At 71.1% G+C, this 16743-nt stretch carries 12 protein-coding genes; 9 read left to right on the top strand and 3 right to left on the bottom strand.

Annotated elements, in window-relative coordinates:
* Nucleotides 1-70: 70 nt before the first annotated feature.
* The gene (locus tag BrevBR_RS08035) at nt 71-2113 is read right to left on the bottom strand and encodes an AsmA family protein (protein ID WP_340000542.1); all 2043 of its coding nucleotides are present in this window, start codon (nt 2111-2113) and stop codon (nt 71-73) included.
* 130 nt (nt 2114-2243) lie between these two features.
* The gene (locus tag BrevBR_RS08030) at nt 2244-4340 is read right to left on the bottom strand and encodes a S9 family peptidase (RefSeq protein ID WP_340000541.1); all 2097 of its coding nucleotides are present in this window, start codon (nt 4338-4340) and stop codon (nt 2244-2246) included.
* 112 nt (nt 4341-4452) lie between these two features.
* On the opposite strand from BrevBR_RS08030, the gene BrevBR_RS08025 reads away from it, so the two are divergent.
* The 9 genes from BrevBR_RS08025 (at nt 4453) to BrevBR_RS07985 (ending at nt 15440) form a co-directional block, all read left to right on the top strand.
* Entirely contained in the window at nt 4453-5316 is an 864-nt protein-coding gene (locus BrevBR_RS08025; RefSeq protein WP_340000540.1) for a GNAT family N-acetyltransferase, read from the top strand.
* Complete coding sequence (gene tsaE / locus BrevBR_RS08020) at nt 5309-5791, top strand: tRNA (adenosine(37)-N6)-threonylcarbamoyltransferase complex ATPase subunit type 1 TsaE (protein WP_340000539.1); 483 nt, start codon at nt 5309-5311, stop codon at nt 5789-5791. Before BrevBR_RS08025 ends, tsaE begins: the two co-directional genes overlap by 8 nt.
* Nucleotides 5784-6872: an N-acetylmuramate/N-acetylglucosamine kinase AmgK gene (gene amgK, locus BrevBR_RS08015; protein ID WP_340000538.1), complete on the top strand. Its 1089-nt coding sequence runs from the start codon at nt 5784-5786 to the stop codon at nt 6870-6872. The genes tsaE and amgK overlap by 8 nt, the downstream gene beginning before the upstream one ends.
* Nucleotides 6869-7588, top strand: a complete 720-nt coding sequence (gene murU, locus BrevBR_RS08010; RefSeq protein WP_332638855.1) for an N-acetylmuramate alpha-1-phosphate uridylyltransferase MurU — start codon at nt 6869-6871, stop codon at nt 7586-7588. Before amgK ends, murU begins: the two co-directional genes overlap by 4 nt.
* Before the next feature lie 52 nt (nt 7589-7640).
* Nucleotides 7641-10727, top strand: coding sequence for a double-strand break repair protein AddB (addB, locus tag BrevBR_RS08005; RefSeq protein ID WP_340000537.1), 3087 nt, complete (start codon nt 7641-7643; stop codon nt 10725-10727).
* Entirely contained in the window at nt 10724-14218 is a 3495-nt protein-coding gene (gene addA / locus BrevBR_RS08000; RefSeq protein ID WP_340000536.1) for a double-strand break repair helicase AddA, read from the top strand. Before addB ends, addA begins: the two co-directional genes overlap by 4 nt.
* A 124-nt stretch (nt 14219-14342) precedes the next feature.
* Entirely contained in the window at nt 14343-14681 is a 339-nt protein-coding gene (gene trxA, locus BrevBR_RS07995) for a thioredoxin (protein ID WP_332638851.1), read from the top strand.
* An 86-nt stretch (nt 14682-14767) separates the two neighbouring features.
* On the top strand, nt 14768-15076 hold the full coding sequence (locus BrevBR_RS07990; RefSeq protein ID WP_332638850.1) for a hypothetical protein: 309 nt from the start codon (nt 14768-14770) through the stop codon (nt 15074-15076).
* 94 nt (nt 15077-15170) lie between these two features.
* Nucleotides 15171-15440 carry a hypothetical protein gene (locus tag BrevBR_RS07985; RefSeq protein ID WP_332638849.1) on the top strand — a complete coding sequence of 90 codons (270 nt, stop codon included), beginning with the start codon at nt 15171-15173 and terminating at the stop codon, nt 15438-15440.
* A gap of 22 nt (nt 15441-15462) precedes the next feature.
* Here BrevBR_RS07985 and BrevBR_RS07980 read toward each other — a convergent pair whose 3' ends face one another.
* Complete coding sequence (locus tag BrevBR_RS07980) at nt 15463-16737, bottom strand: bifunctional folylpolyglutamate synthase/dihydrofolate synthase (RefSeq protein ID WP_340000535.1); 1275 nt, start codon at nt 16735-16737, stop codon at nt 15463-15465.
* Between the last annotated feature and the right edge of the window lie 6 nt (nt 16738-16743).

Genomic DNA, 16743 nt, shown 5'->3' with positions numbered 1-16743 from the left:
GTTCCCTGGAGTCAGATGAAGACCCGTCCAGATACGCACGGAAGACCGCTCCGGCTCAACCACGCCCGATTTATCGCGCGCCCGAGATCAGGGCGCCGCAGTTGGCGTCCTCGGCCAGACCGGGATCGACGAACGGCAGCAGGGCCACCAGCGGGTTGATCAAGGCGCCCAGGGCGGCGCCCAGCCCGACCTGGCCGGCGACCGAGGCGCTGTCGACGCCGACCTTCGGCGCGGTCAGCGGGCCGCTGATGGTGATCGGCGACCACAGTCGGATCAGACGCGCCTGTTTGGTCTCGCCGTCGATGCGCAGGTTCATGGTCTCGGCGCCGAGGTTGATCGTGCCGCTGCCCTTCGCCAGCACGGGCGTCGTGTCGATGACGAAGGTCCGGGCCGTCGCCGTCCCCCCGCTGACCGTGAAGTCGGCCACGGCGCAGCGGATTTCGGAAACGCCGGTGTCGCCTGACAGCAGCTTGCCGAGCCCGGCGGTGACATTGATGCCCAGCAGTTCGGCGAAGGCGGCCCGCATCTGGCCCTGCGGCACCACAAGGCTCAGCGTGCCCTTCGAACCGGCGGCGAAGTCGTGGATCGAGGCGCCGGACCCCTCCAGTTTCGCCCTTCCGATCGCCCGGCCCGTAACGGTCGGCGCGCCGTTGCGGGCGGGAATGATCGATTCCAGCGGATAGCCCCTCAGGCGGAAATCGACCGCCGAATACGGGACGTCGCGGGTGGCGTTGATGCGGGCCGTCCCGTCCAGCTCGCCGCGGTTGAAGTCGAAGGACACGGGGTCGAGGTTCAGGATTCCGTCCTTGAGCCGGGCCCCCAGATTGACCCGGCGCACATCCAGTTCGTTGCGTTTCACCTGGGCGGCCCGATAGGTCAGCGTCCCGTCCATGACCCGCAGCCGCTCGACGTTCAGCGGGGCGTCCGGCAGCAGTTTGCCGGGCGCGCCGGAGGTCACCACCGTGTCGCCGGAGGCGGTCACGCGCGGCGTTCCGCCCAGCACGGCGGCCAGGTCGTCGATGTCGAGCAGGCGGGAATAGAGCTGCGCCTGGACCCGTCGGCGGTCGCCGACCTTGTCGACCGTCAGGTCGCCCGACAGGTCGGAAGAGCCGACCCGGCCGCTGAAGTCGTTGAAAGTGAAGACGGTGTCGTCGCGCCGCAGCTTGCCGCTCAGCCGATAGGGCGGGGTGTTGGGCGTGGTGATGCCGGTCAGCAGATAGATGTCGGCCAGATCGCGGCCGCGCAGGCTGAGGGTGGCGTTGAACTGGCCCAGATCGAACGGCCGGGTGATCGAGCCGTCCGCGATCAGGGTCGTGCCCACGCCCGAAAGCTCCGCCTTGAAGCCGTATGGCTTGTTGCGCTTGATGTTGATGAAGGGCCCGCCGCGCACCTCCAGCGTCAGCGGCGTGCCGTTGATCGTGCCGCGCCCGTCCAGGTGGAAGCCGGCGTTCCCGTCCGTGCCCTCTCGCGCGTTTATGGTCGCGTTCAGGCGGATGTTGCGGCCCTGTTCGTCCAGAAAGACGGCGCCGTCGCGGATGACCAGCCTGTTGATCGGCGGCAGTTTCATGGGGCCGGTATCGGGCTTGTCCGGGTCAAGAACCCAGCTCTTGCGGCCGTCGGCGGTCGAGATCAGCACGATCTCGGGCCGGGTGATCTCGACCAGCGGCATCTCGACCTGCCCCGACAACAGGGGCAGGAAGCGTACGGAGGCGAGGGCGTCCTCGACGACCAGCGTATCCTTCTCCTTCGCCCAGTCGGGACCGCCGACGCGGACGTCGCGGATGTGGGCCGAGGGGGTCCAGCTGAACAGCTTCACGTCCAGATCGCCCTGCAGCACGATCTCGCGGTCGTATTTCGCCGAGGCCCAGCGGCCGATGGGCCCGCGCAGCCAGTTCCACTCGAACAGCATCAGGAAGACGACGACCAGGGCGATCAGGACCAGGGTGACCGTCGCGGCGATCTGCTCGGGCCGGCCGGGGCGGCGCAAGCTGGTGTAGACGGGGTCGTTGGCCCTGATCCAGTCGCGTCTGTCCCTGGCCCACGCGCCCGCCGGGACCAGGGCGCGATCACGCACCACCAGCCAGTTCGGATGGTCTTTCAAGGGGTTGGGCACACGCGGTACTCCGTCGAACCCTCCACAACGCGCGAAGCGGCGGAAGGCTCAGGCGCGGCGGCGATTGCCGTTGCGGGCGGCAAAAAGGGCGCGCCCGTCGCGGACGCGCCCCTTCTGTCGTTCGACCTGTCTACTCGGCAGGGTGCAGATATTTGTCCAGCCAGCCGAACACCTCATTGTGCCACTGCAGGCTGTTGGCCGGCTTCAGCACCCAGTGGTTCTCGTTCGGGAAGAACAGCAGACGGCTCTCGATTCCCCGCCGCTGCAGGGCGGTGAATGTCGACAGGCCCTGAGAGGTGGGGATGCGGAAGTCGAGGTCGCCCTGAACCACCAGCATCGGGGTCTTCCACTGGTCGACGTGGTGGACCGGGTTGAAGGCCTCATAGCCGCGCGGATTGTCGTAGTGGGTGCCGCCGTATTCCCACTCGGTGAACCACAGCTCCTCGGTGCCGTAGGCCATGCCGCGCACGTCGAAGACGCCGTCGTGGTTGACCAGGCATTTGAACTCGTCGGACCAGCGGCCGGCGATCCAGTTGATCATGTATCCGCCGTACGAGGCGCCGAGGGCGCAGGCGTTGTCGCCGTCGAGGAAGCTGTAGCGCTCCTGGGCCGCGGCCCAGCCCTTCTGCAGGTCTTCCAGCGGGCGGTCGCCCCAGTGCTGGCTGATCGAGTCCGTGAAGGCCTGGCCGTAGCCGGTCGAGCCGTGGAAATCGATCATCACCACCGCATAGCCGGCGCCGGCGTAGGTCGCGGGATTCCAGCGGTACGACCAGCTGTTGCCGAACGAGCCCTGCGGCCCGCCGTGGATCAGGAAGGCGACCGGATATTTCCGGCCCTCGACGTAGTTGGCCGGCTTGATGACGTAGCCATGGACCGTCTCGCCGTTCCAGCCGGCGAAGCTGAACTGCTCGGGCTCGCCGAAGGCCTGATCGTCCAGCTGCGGGTTCACATTGGTGATCCGGCGCGGCATTTCGCGGCCGCGGAAGGTCTTGACGAACAGCTCGCTAGGACGCGTCAGCGTGTCCTGGGCGAAGACGAAGCCCGACGGCGTCTGGGCGAAGGCCGAGACGTGTCCCGGTCCCGTGACCGGCGTGACCACGCCGTTGCGCGCATCGATGGCGAAGATGCGGGTCTGGCCGATGTCGCCGGCGGTCACATAGACGGTGTTTCCGTTGGCCGACCATTGCAGGCTGTCGGCCGAGCGGTCCCAGTCCGCAGCGATCTGACGCGTCTGGCCCGTGGCCACGTCGCGCAGGAAGATGGCGAATTTGTCGGCCTCGAAGCCCGGGCGGGCCATGGCGCGATACGCCATCGTGCGTCCGTCCGGCGAGAACACCGGGCCGGTGTCCCAGGCGTCGTTTGCGTCCGTCAGGTTCTCGAACCTGCCGTCGCCCGACAGGCCGTTGGTGCGCCACAGGTCGAAATTGGTGCTCCACGGCTCGCTCTGCCCGGCGAGGCGGGCCGAGAAGATGATCGACTGGCCGTCCGGGGCAAAGGTGAATTCGCTCTCGTCGCCGAACGGCTTGGAAGGGGTGTCGCCGTCGAAGCCCCGGGTGACGTGGACCGGCGCCCCCGTGGCGCGACCGTCGGCGCCGATCGACTGGACGAAGAGGTGGTTCTGGGTCCCGTCGTTCCAGGTGTCCCAATGGCGCACGAACATCCGGTCATAGACCTGTCCGGTCGAGGGATCGTCGGCCACGGCCTTGGCCCGGTCCACGGTGCAGGCGAGGTCGCCGCAATCGGGGAAGACGGCCAGTGAGACCGCCACCCTGTCCGCGCCCGGGCTCAGCCGGTAGGCGTTGACGTCCAGCGGCAGGTCGGTGACCTGCACGGGATTGGTCCCGTCGGCGTCGGCGCGCCAGACCTGACTGGTCCCCGAACGTCCCGACAGGAAATACAGCCTGCCGTCCGACCCCCAGCGCGCGGTGTTCGCCCCGCCCTCGCTGATGGCCAGCCTGCGGCCGTCCCCGCCGTCGCGCAGGTCCATGACGTACAGGGAGCCCGCGCGCCGGTTGGCGGCGACGTCGGTCGTCGTCACGGCGTAGACGACCCAGCGGCCGTCCGGCGACACCTGCGGATCGGCCAGGCGGTTGGCCGGGATCATGTCCTTGTAGTCGAAGGCGTCGGCCGCCTGGGCCGGCGCGGGCGGCGCCTCGGCGAGGGCGGGAACGGCCGCGAACAGGGCCAGAGCGGCGCTGGCGCCGGCGAGCAGGGAACGGTGACGCATGGACGGTTTCCTCGGCAGCTTTGTCGTCAGTCTCGGCCGCTGGCGTAGCACCGCGCGACAGGAGGCGGAAGCCGCTTGCCGAGCGGGCCGCGAGCGGCGACAACCGGCGGAAATGACCCAGACCGTCGCCTTCACGCCGACCCGCCGGGAACCGCACGTCTGCGACGTGCTGATCGCCGAGCGCGCGCCGCGTCTGACCGGCTCGATCGCCTGGCCCCTGGTCCGGCCCGTTCTGTACAAGCTGCTGAACTACCGCGCCGCGGTCCGCATGGCCGATGCGGTCCGGCCGCTCTCCGGGGCCGGGGCGCTGGACTATATGAGCGACCTGCTGGACCTGAAGGTGGCCGTCATGAACCCCGAGCGGGTTCCGGCGACGGGCCGCTGCATCGTCGTCGCCAACCATCCGACCGGCATCGCCGACGGCATCGCCGTATTCGACGCCATCCGGGCGCGGCGGCCCGACGCCGTCTTCTTCGCCAACGCCGACGCCCTGCGCGTCTCGCCGCGGCTGGGCGAGACGGTCATCCCGGTCGAATGGGTGGTCGACAAACGCACCCGCGAAAAGACCCGCGCCACCCTCCAGGCCGCGAAAGAGGCCTTCGAGGCCGAGCGCTGCGTCGTCATGTTCCCCGCCGGACGGCTGGCGCGGGTGGCGAGGGACGGCTCGGTCACCGACCCGGAGTGGGCCCCCACCGCCGCCTCCCTGGCGCGCAAATACACGGCCCCCATCGTGCCGATCCACGTCGCCGGGCCGACCTCTCGCCTGTTCCACCTCTTCGACCGGATCTCGCCCGAGCTCAGGGACATCACCCTGTTCCACGAACTGTTGAACAAGCGCCGCAAGCCCTTCCAGCTCAAGGTCGGAAAACCCGTCCCGCCGACCCGGCTCGATATCGACGCGGTCAAGGCGACCTACGGCCTCAAGGCCTTCACCGAACGGGTCCTGCCGAGCCAGCCGGACGCCGACTTTGCCTGAGCCGGACGCCATCCGCCCCCCCCTGACTCTGGCCGACGCCGACGCCACCGCCCGTCTCGGCGCCGCCATCGCCCCGCGGCTCGCGCCCGGCGAGACGGTGCTGCTGTACGGGCCGCTGGGCATGGGCAAGTCGACGCTCGCGCGCGGCCTGATCCGCGCCCTGACCAGGCCCGACGAGGACGTGCCCTCGCCGACCTTCACCCTTGTGCAATTCTACGAGGGCGATCCGCCTGTCGCCCATTTCGACCTCTACCGCCTGACCCGGCCGGGGGAGGCGGCCGAGATCGGTCTGGACGAGGCTCTGGACGATGGCTGCGCCATCATCGAATGGCCTGAACGGCTGGGCGAAGATCCGGCCCGCTGGCTGGGTCCCGACATCCTGACCGTCACCCTCGCGGAAATGGGCGAAGGCCGGGTTGCGACCTTGTCGGGCGCGGGCGCATGGGAGACGAAACTGAAGGACCTTCATGTCTGACCGCGAACAGCAGCGTCTCGACTTTCTGAAAACGGCCGGCCTCGCCGACGCCGTCCGCACGCCGCTGGCCGGCGACGCCTCGACGCGCCGCTACGAGCGGCTGACCACTCCGGCGGGCGTCACCCTGATGCTGATGGATCAGCCGCCGGCGACGGAGTCCCAGCCCTGTGACCCGAGCTGGACGCCGGCCCAGCGGCATGCGGCTGGCTGGAACGCCGTGGCCCGGCTGTCGGCCGGCCGGATCGAGGCCTTCGCCGCCGTCGCCGATCATCTGCGGCACGCGGGCCTGTCCACGCCGGACATCATCGCCGTGGACGTCGAGAACGGCATGGCCGTGATCGAGGATTTCGGCGACGACCTGTTCGTTCGCGTCATCGACGAGGGGGAACCGCAGGCCCCGCTCTATATCGCGGCCGTGGACGCTCTGGCGCGGCTGCATCTGGCGGGCCTGCTGCCGGACGTCATGCCCGGTCCAGGCGGCGACTGGCCGCTGCTGACCTATGACGCGGTCGCGCTTCAGGGCGGGGCTGACCTGTTCGTGCAGTGGATGCCCAAACTCCATCCCGAGCTCGATTTCGGTCCGGCGGCGATCGACGAATGGCGGGCCATCTGGGCTCCGGTCACCGCGATGGGCGAGCAAAAGGCCTGGGTGACGGCGCATCGTGACTATCATGCCGAGAACCTGATCTGGCTCCCCGAGCGGCTGCATCAGCGCCGGGTCGGAATGATCGATTTCCAGGACGCGGTCCGGGCCCATCCGGTCTGGGACCTGCATTCGCTGCTGCAGGACGCCCGCCGCGACGTGCCGCCGGAACTGGAGGCGGTCTGCTTCAACCACTATTGCGATGTCATGATGGTGGACCGCGAAGTCTACCGGCGCGACTACGCCGCCCTCGCGACCCTCAATGAGGCGCGGATCCTCGGCGTCTTCGCGCGGCTGATCGCCCGCGACGGCAAGCCGCGCTACGCCGCCTTCATGCCGCGCGTCTGGGCCCATCTGAACTCCAATCTGAAGAAGCCGGGCATGGAGGTGGTCGCCGCCTGGTTCGACCGGCACGTGCCGTCGGAATTGCGGGGATGAGCGCTCCGAAGACCGCCATGGTGCTGGCCGCCGGCCTGGGCACCCGCATGCGACCGCTCACCGACGATCGGCCCAAGGCCCTGGTCGAGGTCGGCGGCCGGGCCTTGATCGATCACGTGCTGGACCGGTTGTACGACGCCGGCGTCGAGCGGGCCGTCGTCAATGTCCACTGGTTCGCCGACCGGCTCGAAAATCATCTCGCCGCGCGCGGCCGCGGCCCGGAGATCTGCATCTCCGACGAACGCGCCGAACTGCTGGAAACGGGGGGCGGACTGAAGAAGGCCTCGGCGCTACTGGGGTCTGACCCCGTCTTCGTGGCCAATATCGACAGCGTCTGGACCGACCCGCGCGGCGATGGGCTGAATCAACTCGCCCGGTTGTGGAATCCGTCAATCATGGACGCCGCGCTTCTTCTCGCGCGACGCGAAGGCTCGATCGGGTTCGAGGGCGACGGCGATTTCTTCCTCGCCGACGACGGAATGCTGACCTTCCGGGGCGACGCCCCTGCCGCGCCCTTCGCCTATATGGGCGTCCACATCTGCCGGCCCGACTATGTCGCCGACGGTCCCGACGGGCCCTTCTCGCTGAGCGGTTTCTGGCGCCGGTCGGCCGCCGCGGGCCGACTCTACGGCTGCGTGCTGGACGGCGACTGGATGCACGTCGGCGACCCGCAGGCCCGCGACGAGGCCGAGGCGAAACTGGCGGGCGGCGGATGATCGCATCGCGCCTCAAGCAGCGAGACGCCGCGCGTCGAGCGGTAGGCGCCACGTGACCCCGCGCTTCGATCCCTTCCTGCCCGCCGGTCCGCGATGGTACGCCATCGAGGCGCGCCGGCCCTTCCTCGAGGATCTGGCCGCCGGCGTGCTGGACTGGCTGGGCGACCATCCGCCCGAGGCCCTGTCCGACGCCGTCATCCTGCTGCCGAATCGCCGCGCCGCCCGCGCCTTCATCGCCGCTCTGTCGAAACAGGCGGGCGGCCGCCCCCTGCTGCTGCCCCAGGTTCGCCCGCTCGGCGATCTGGAGGAGGACGAGCCGCCCTTCGCCCCCGGCGAACTGGGCCTCGACCTGCCGCCCGCCATCGCGCCCCTGACCCGCCGCTTCGAGATGGCGCGGATGATCGTCGAGGATTTCCGCCCCGGCCTGTCGTCACTGCGCGCGCTGGAGATGGCCGACGCGCTGGGCGGCTTCCTCGATTCCTGCCAGCTGGAGGAGATCGGGGACCTGCACCGGGTCGCGACCCTCGTCGAGGGCGATCTGGCCGAACACTGGCGCGAGTCCGCCGAATTCCTCGCCCTCGCCGTCGAGGCCTGGCCGAAAAGGCTGGAAGCGATGGGGCTGGTCGATCCCGCCTGGCGACGCGCGCGCCTGCTGCGGCTGCTGGCCACGAGCTGGACCGAGCGGCCGCCGACCCGGACGGTCATCGCCGCCGGCTCGACCGGCACCGCCCCGGCCGCCGCCGACGTCCTGGCCGCCGTCGCCGCCGCGCCGCGCGGCTGCGTCGTCCTGCCGGGCCTGGACCGCGAGCTGGATTCCGCGGTCTGGGCCACGCTGGGCGATAACGAACAGCATCCGCAGAACGCCCTGTGGCGGTTGCTCGACGGCCGCGTCGAACGCGACGAGGTCCGCCCCTGGTTTCAGCCGGCGGAGCATCCCGTCGCCGGGGCGCGAGGTCGCGCCCGCCAGCGGCTGATCAACGAGGCGTTGCGCCCGGCCGACGCCACCGACGACTGGCGCACGGTCATCGGCGCCCTGCGCGCCGACGCCTTCCGCGAACAGTCCGCCGATCCGATCGCCCGGGGGCTCGAAGGCCTGTCGGTCGTCACGGTCCGCGCCGAGGAGGACGCCGCCGCCGCCCTCGCCCTGATGATGCGCGAGACGCTGGAGACGCCGGGGAAGACCTGCGCCCTCGTCACCCCGGACCTCGCCCTCGGCCGCCGCGTCGCCGCCCGGCTGGAGCGCTGGGGCGTCGCCGCCGACGTCTCCTCGGGCCAGCCCCTGTCGCGCATGCAGGCGGGCCGGCTGGTCGACCTCGCCGTCCGCTTCGTCGCCACGCCGCTCGATCCCCACGCCCTGCTGGGATTGCTGAAGCACCCGCTGGTCGGGCTGGACCTCGGCGGGACCGACTCCGACGCCGCCTTGCGGGCGCTCGAGCATCACGCCCTGCGCGGCCCGCGCCACCGCGACTGGGCCCGCCTGCGCCGCGCCCTGCTCAAGGCCGGCGAAACCCGCGACGACGGCAAGGCCCCGTCCGAGGGGGTCCGCGCCCGGCTGGCCGCCGCGGGGCGTCTGGCCGACCGGCTGGAGGCCCTGTCCGCCGCCGCCCTCGCGCCTTTCGCGCCCGAGGCGCCGCTGGACGACGCCGCCCGCGCCCTGGCCGCGCTGATCGAGACCCTGGCCGGTCAGGACGCCTGGGCCGGACCCGACGGCGAGGCCGCCGCCGCCCTGCTGTCGAGCCTGATCGAGGGCGGGGCGTCGCTGGGCGCCGTGACCCGGGCCGAGTTCGCCGATCTGGTCCGCGGTCTGCTGACCGAGGAGACGGTGCGCACCGGCGGCGCCACCCAGCCGCGCCTGCGCATCCTCGGCGCCATCGAGGCCCGGCTGGTGCGGGCCGACCGCATGATCCTGGCCGGGTTGGAGGAGGGGGTCTGGCCCAACGCCGCCCCGACCGATCCCTTCCTGTCGCGGCCCATGCGCCAGACCCTCGGCCTGCCGCCGCCCGAACGCCGTCTCGGCCAGACCGCCCAGGACTTCGTCCAGGCCGCCTGCGCCGACGAGGCCATACTGGTCCATTCCGAACGCCGCGGCGGTCAGCCCGCCGTCAAGTCGCGCTGGCTGTGGCGGCTGGAGATGCTGACCCGCGGCGCCCATGCCCCGTCCACTCCCATCGTCCTCGAACGCCCGTCCGCATCGCTCGACGCCGCCCGGGCGCTGGATGTCCCGCCGCCGGGACCGCCGCGCTACGAGCGCCGCCCGGCCCCGACGCCCCCGGTTCATCGCCGTCCGCGCCAGCTGCCGGTCACCGGCGTCGAACGCTGGGTGCGCGACCCCTACGCCGTCTACGCCCAGCGGATTCTCGGGCTTCAGAAGCTCGACCGCCCCGGCGCCTCGGCCGAGGCCATGGCGCGCGGCAACGCCGTCCACCGCGCCATCGAACGCGTGGTGGTCGCCTGGCCCGACGCCCTGCCCGAGGACTGCGCCGACCAGATCGAGACCTTCCTGCGCGAGGAGCTGGACGCCGCCGGCTTCGAGGACCACGCCATGGCCCGCGAGACGCCGCTGGCCCGCAACTGCGCCGTCTGGCTGGCCGGCTGGGAGCGCGAGCGCCGGGCGCGCGGGGCGACCCTGCTGATCGAGCAGACGGGCCAGATGACCTTCAGCGCCCCCTTCGGCCCCTTCACCCTGACCGCCAGGGCCGACCGGATCGAGCTGGACGCCGACGGCGCCGCCATCATCGACTTCAAGACCGGCTCCACCCCCAGCGCGAAACAGGTGGCGCAAGGGTTCGCGCCCCAGCTGACCCTGACCGCCGCCATCCTCGCCGACGGCGGTTTCGCCGACGCCCCGCCGACGCCGGCGTCAGAACTGCTCTACGTCAAGGTCACGGGCCGCAAGACGCCGGGCGAGGCCGTGGACGTCGGCAAGGTCACCCGCAGCCAGCCCCTGACCGCCGCCGAACTCGCCGAGCGCGAACTGGCCCGGCTGATCGACGGCGTCGCCGCCTTCGACGACGAGGCCCGGCCCTATGTCTCCTGGGCCGCGCCGCAGTTCATGGGCAATTTCGGCGGCAACTACGACCATCTGGCCCGCGTCTGGGAATGGCACGTCGTCGGCGGCGAGGACGAGGCGCCCGAATGACCCTCTCCCCCCTCGACCAGGCCCGCGCCCACCAGACCGCCGCCGCCGATCCCGGCCGGTCGGTCTTCGTCACGGCCAACGCCGGCTCGGGCAAGACCACGACGCTGGTGGACCGCGTGGCCCGGCTGCTGCTGCAGAAGGCCCCGCCCGGCGAAATCCTCTGCGTCACCTACACCAAGGCCGCCGCCGCCGAGATGCAGGCCCGGCTGTTCGACAAACTGGGCCGCTGGGCCGTGATGGACGACGCCGAGCTTTCGCGCGACCTGGCCCGCCTCGACGGCCGCAACCCCGCCGCCCTGAACCCCGGCGACCTGCGCGAGGCCCGCCGCCTGTTCGCCCGCGCCCTGGAGACGCCCGGCGGCCTGAAGATCCAGACCATCCACGCCTTCTGCGAGAAACTGCTGCGCCGCTTCCCCATCGAGGCCGGCGTCTCGCCCGCCTTCAAGGTGCTGGAGAACGAGGCCGCCGTCGCCCTGTCCCATCAGGCGCGCGAGGATCTGGCCCGCGAGGCGCTCAAGGATCCTGACGGGGTCGTCGGTCTGGCCTACTCCCATTTCGCGGTCGAGCTGGACTGGAAATCCTTCCACGCCCTTCTGGCCATGATCGAGTCCGAGCGCGGCAAGCTGGCCGGCTATATCGACCGGGTCATGTCGGGCGCCGCCCCCGGCCCGCACATCCTCGCCGGCGTGTCGGAGGACGACACGCCCGCCGCCATCGAGACCGGCTTCCTCAACTGGCTAGACCCCTCCGAATGGCGCGCCGCCGCCGACGGTTTCGCGACCGGCTCGGCCAACGACCAGAAGATCGCGGCCCAGATGCGCGAGGCGGTCCCGCCCCACTCCAGCCTCGCCGCCATGAAGGCGCTCTTCATCGACTCGAAAGGCGAGGCCCGCACGAAGTTCGGCACGAAGAGCGCCCCGCCCGCAGCCGCCGCCTACCTCGACTCGGTCTCGCTCAAATACTGCGCCGTCCTCGACCGCATGCGCGCCGCGAAGGTCGCCGACGATACGGTCAAGGCCTTGACCCTCGCCCGGGCCCACGCCGCCTTCTACGAGACCGCCAAGACGCGGCAGGGCGCGCTCGACTTCTCCGATCTCGTGGTCCGCACGGTCGACCTGCTGACGCAGCGCGCCACCGCCGCCTGGGTCCTGTTCAAGCTGGACGGCGGGATCGAACACGTCCTCGTCGACGAGGCCCAGGACACCGCCCCCGACCAGTGGGCCATCTTCAAGGCCCTGACCGAGGAGTTCTTCTCCGGCGAGGGCGCCACGCGCCGGGGCGACAGTCCGCGCATCCCCCGCACCGTCTTCGCCGTGGGGGACGAGAAACAGTCGATCTACTCCTTCCAGGGCGCGCGTCCCGAGCGGCTGCGGCAGGAGGCCCAGGCCTATGAGGCCCTGGCCCGCGGCGCCGGACGACCGTTCGAGGAGGTGCCGCTGGACACCTCCTTCCGGTCCACGGAAGAGGTGCTGGCCTTCGTCGACGCCGCCTTCGAGGGGCCGGAGCGGACCCGCGCCCTCGTCGGCGTTTCGGGCGACATCCCGACCCACCATCCGGCCCGCGTCGGCCAGCACGGCTCCATCGACCTGTGGCCCCTGTTCCGCGACCCCGCCACGCCCGACCGCGAGGCCTGGAACGCCCCGGTCGACAAGGAGGACGCCCGCAGCGGCCGCAAACAGCTGGCCCAGGCGCTGGCCCGCGACATCCGCAAACAGGTCCAGGCGGGGACCGCCGTTCACGACCGCGAGGCGCCCGGCGGCCTGCGTCCCGCGCGCTGGGGCGACTTCCTTGTGCTGGTCCGCCGCCGCGACGCCCTGTTCGAGGAAATCATCCGCGCCCTCAAGGCCGAGGCCGTGCCCGTCGCCGGCGCCGACCGGCTGAAGCTGAGCAGCCATATCGTTTTCGACGACCTGATCTCCGTCGCCCGTTTCGCCCTCTATCCGGACGACGATCTGAGCCTGGCCGAAGTCCTGCGCAGCCCCTTCTGCGACGTCACCGACTTCGGCGATTCGCACAGCCTGTATCCGCTGGCCGACAAGGAAGGCCGTGAGGGCCGGTCGCTGTGGCGCGAGCTGCGGCTCCGCGCCGACGAACAGCCGCAGTGGCGCCGGGCTCGCGACTTCGTCCAGGCCGCGCTGGACGCCCGCGACCGCGACCCCTTTGCCTTCTTCTCCAGCCTGCTGAACCGGATCGACGAGACCGGCGTCTCGGGCCGCGCCCGCATCCTGACCCGGCTGGGCCGCGAGGCCGAGGAGGCGATCGACGAAACCCTGGCCCAGGTCCTGGCCGCCGAGGACCGCGGCGGCGTCGATCTGGAGACCTGCGTCGCCCTGCTCGAAGCCGCCGACGTCGAGGTCAAACGCGAAATGGAGGGGGCCCGCAACGAGGTGCGGGTCATGACCGTGCACGGCGCCAAGGGCCTGGAGGCGCCCGTTGTCATCCTTCCCGACACCACCTCCCGCGCCAAGCCCCAGGGCCCGACCCTGATGCCCGCGGCGAACGGGGACGGCGAGGAAGGGGAGGGCTGGCTGATGTGCCCCGGCTCGGCGAAGGACGACTGCCCCGCCTCGAAGGCCGCACGCGAGGCCCGCGTGGCCCGCACCGACGCCGAATCCCTGCGTCTGCTCTACGTCGCCCTGACCCGCGCCCGGGACCGGCTGGTGATCATGGGCCGGGCGCTGCGGCGGCCCGAGGAAGGTTTCGAGGCCGGCAGCTGGTGGAGCGTCATCGCCGAAACCTTCCAGCGGCTGGGCGACGACGAGCCGCTGAACGTGCGCGACATCGGCGAAGGCGTGCTGCGCTTCGGGGTCGATCCGGAGACGCTCGCCGCAGCCCCCTCAACCGGGCGCGGCCTGGCGCCCGTTCCGCTCTGGGCCCGGCAGCCGCCGGCGCCGGACGGAGCGGCCCGCTTCGCTTCGCCGTCGAAGATGGAGGAGACGACCCGCATCCCCGCCCCGTCGCCGCTGGCGACCACCGCCGGGCCGGGCGCGCCGCTGGGCCGGTTCCGGCGCGGCGACCTGATCCACCGCCTGCTGGAGCGCCTGCCCGACATCGCGCCGGCCGACCGGGCTGACGCGGCGAGGCGCATCATGTCCCGGGAGCGAGACCTTGACGAGGCCGCCCGCGCCGAAATGATCGGGGCCGCCTTCCGCGTCCTGGATGACATCCGGTTCGCGCCGGTGTTCGGTCCGGGGTCTCGCGCCGAAGTCGCCCTGACCGGCTCGGTCGGGGATATCCCGGTCTCGGGACGCATGGACCGGCTGGTGGTCACCCCCGACCGGGTGCTGGTCGCCGACTACAAGACCAACCGTCCCGCTCCCGACCGGATAGAAGACGCCGATCCGGCCTATGTGCTGCAGATGGCGGTCTACGCCTCCGTCCTGGCCCGGCTCTATCCCGATCGCGCCGTCGAGGCGGCGCTGGTCTGGACCGACGGGCCGCGGCTCATGGCCGTACCCGCCGAACTGATGCAGGCGGCGCTGGCGGGCTGATCCCTGCGACGTTGATTTGCGCCGCGGAACATCCCACATCCTCGGCAACGAGCCGGAATCAGACCAGTCTGACGGCCGATCATTTTCGCGCCGCCCGGGCGGCGCCAGACAGGACTATATCGATATGGCCACCATCAAGGTCACCGACGACAGCTTCGACGCCGACGTTCTGAAGGCGTCCCGTCCCGTGCTGGTCGACTTCTGGGCCGAGTGGTGCGGCCCCTGCAAACAGATCGGGCCCGCCCTGGAGCAGATCGCCGACGATCTGGCCGGTCAGGTGACGATCGCCAAGGTCAATATCGACGACAGCCCCATGATCCCCTCGAAACTGGGCGTGAAGGGAATCCCGACCCTGATGCTGTTCCGGGACGGCCAGATGGCCTCGATGAAGGTCGGCGCCATGCCCAAGGGCAAGATTCTCGAATGGCTGGCCGAATCCGGCATCGGACAGGCCGCCGCCTGATCGGGCCGGGGTCGAACGGCCCCGGATTTGCCCCCGTCGGCGATCGGTGTTCTCCTGCGGTTGCAAAATCGCAGGAGTCTCACGCCATGCTGACCGCCGCACTCATCTCCGCCGCCCTGCTGGCCGGCGGCCAGGTGACCGTCATCGCCACGACCCCGGCCCCCGCCGAGGCCCGTCCGGCCAACGCCCCCGCGGGGCCCGAGGGCGACACCCGCCGCGTCTGCCGGCTTGAGCGCGCCACGGGATCGAACATGCAGCAGCGCGTCTGCCGCAACATCAGTCGCGCCAGCGCCGGCGCCCAGGACCAGCAGACCCGCGAATTCATGCGCAACCTGCAGCGCGTCCGCTTCCCGGACGAGGGCGCCGCCGCCACGCCCGGCGGCCCGAACGGGTGACGAGAATCTGTACGTGGAAGGCGACGCCTGATTGCCTCCGCGACGATGGATGATCTTCTCGATTGAGGTTGAATAACCCCGGAAGGCCAAGCCGATGCTGACTATCGTCCTGATCGCCGCCGCAGCCCTGTCTGTCGACACGGGACAGGCGGTTACCGTCATCGCTCCGACGTCGGGGCCCGCCCAGGCGCGTCAGCCCGCGGATCAGGGCTCGACGCGCCGGGTCTGCCGCCTTCAACGGGCGACCGGGTCCAACCTGCAGCAGCGGGTCTGCCGCGACATACCGATCGCGGGCGTTCAGGATCAGCAAACCCGGGAGTTCCTGCGCAACCTTCAGCGTGTTCGCGTCCCCGACGGAGGTTAGGTCCCTCCCGGGTCCCGGGGGCCTAGTCCGGCCAGGTTTCCCGCGCCGCGCCCAGCACTTCGCCCGCCAGATAGAGCGATCCGCAGATCGCCACCCGGCCCGCGCCCAGCCGCAGGGCCCGTTCCAGCGCCTCATCCACCGAGGTGCACGGCGTCGCGCCCAGGCCGTGGCCGCGCGCCACCGCCGCCAGCGCGTCCGGCTCCGCCGCCGCGCCGTCGAAGCGCACGGTGAAAACGGCCGCTCCCGAATCCTTCAACGCCTCGAAAAAACCGCCCGCGTCCTTGTTGGCCAGCATGCCGACGATCAGGGCCAGCGGCTGCGGCGCCTTCGCCTGGCGTTCGGCCAGGGCGTCGGCCAGCGCCCGCGCCGCGTGTGGATTATGCCCGCCGTCCAGCCAGAGTTCGGCGTCCGCCACCCGGGCAGCCTCGCCGACTGGCCCCGCGGTCAGCCGCTGCAGGCGTGCCGGCCAGCGCACGGCGCGCAATCCCTCCGCTATCGCCGCCTCGGGCAGATCGAGTTCCAGCGCCACGGCGACGGCGAGGCCGGCGTTGGCGATCTGGTGGGCCCCGATGAGCGCCGGCGCCGGCAGATCGAGGAACCGTTCCTGATCCTGAAAGGCCATGCCGCCGCGCTCGGCCCAGGCGTCGAAATCCACGCCCATGACGGTCAGGGGCGCATGGACGGCCTGCGCCGCCTTTTCGATGGCGGCCATCGCCTCTTCTGACTGTCGCGCGACCAGGCCGCGCGCGCCCGATTTCAGAATCCCCGCCTTTTCCGCCGCCACACCGGGCAGCGACGTGCCGAGAAACTCCGCATGGTCCAGATCGACGGGGGTGATGACGCTCAGCAGCGGACGTTCGATCACGTTCGTGGCGTCCAGAACGCCGCCCAGACCGACCTCGACGATGGCCAGATCGGCCGGCGTCTCGCTCATGGCCGTGAAGGCGGCGGCGGTCGTGCTTTCGAACACCGTCGCCTCGACATCCAGCGCCTCGATCCGGTCGAGGATGTCGTTGAGCGCGGCGTCCCCGATCAGCTCGCCGCCCAGACGAATGCGCTCGTTGAACCGAACCAGGTGCGGCGAGGTATAGGCATGGACCTTCAGGCCCGCCGCCTCGGCGATGGCGCGGATGAAGGCGACGGTCGACCCCTTGCCGTTGGTGCCCGCCACATGGATCACGGGCGGCAGGCGCCGCTGGGGATCGCCGAGCGCGGCGCACAGCACCTTCATCCGGTCCAGGGACAGGTCGATTCTCTGCGGGTGGCGCGCCCTCAGCCGTTCGGAGATGGGGTCCACGTCGCG

The organism is Brevundimonas sp. BR2-1 (assembly GCF_037626195.1).
In the GTDB taxonomy this organism is placed as follows: Bacteria; Pseudomonadota; Alphaproteobacteria; order Caulobacterales; family Caulobacteraceae; genus Brevundimonas.
The sequence above is the reverse complement of the archived record's forward strand: the minus strand, read 5'-3'. Positions and strand labels throughout refer to the sequence as shown.

Bases quoted from the DNA above. Each gene is read 5' to 3' on its own strand.
- BrevBR_RS08030 (WP_340000541.1), bottom strand. From the start codon at position 4,340: ATGCGTCACCGTTCCCTGCTCGCCGGCGCCAGCGCCGCTCTGGCCCTG.
- BrevBR_RS08025 (WP_340000540.1), top strand. From the start codon at position 4,453: ATGACCCAGACCGTCGCCTTCACGCCGACCCGCCGGGAACCGCACGTC.
- amgK (WP_340000538.1), top strand. From the start codon at position 5,784: ATGTCTGACCGCGAACAGCAGCGTCTCGACTTTCTGAAAACGGCCGGC.
- murU (WP_332638855.1), top strand. From the start codon at position 6,869: ATGAGCGCTCCGAAGACCGCCATGGTGCTGGCCGCCGGCCTGGGCACC.
- addA (WP_340000536.1), top strand. From the start codon at position 10,724: ATGACCCTCTCCCCCCTCGACCAGGCCCGCGCCCACCAGACCGCCGCC.
- trxA (WP_332638851.1), top strand. From the start codon at position 14,343: ATGGCCACCATCAAGGTCACCGACGACAGCTTCGACGCCGACGTTCTG.
- BrevBR_RS07990 (WP_332638850.1), top strand. From the start codon at position 14,768: ATGCTGACCGCCGCACTCATCTCCGCCGCCCTGCTGGCCGGCGGCCAG.
- BrevBR_RS07985 (WP_332638849.1), top strand. From the start codon at position 15,171: ATGCTGACTATCGTCCTGATCGCCGCCGCAGCCCTGTCTGTCGACACG.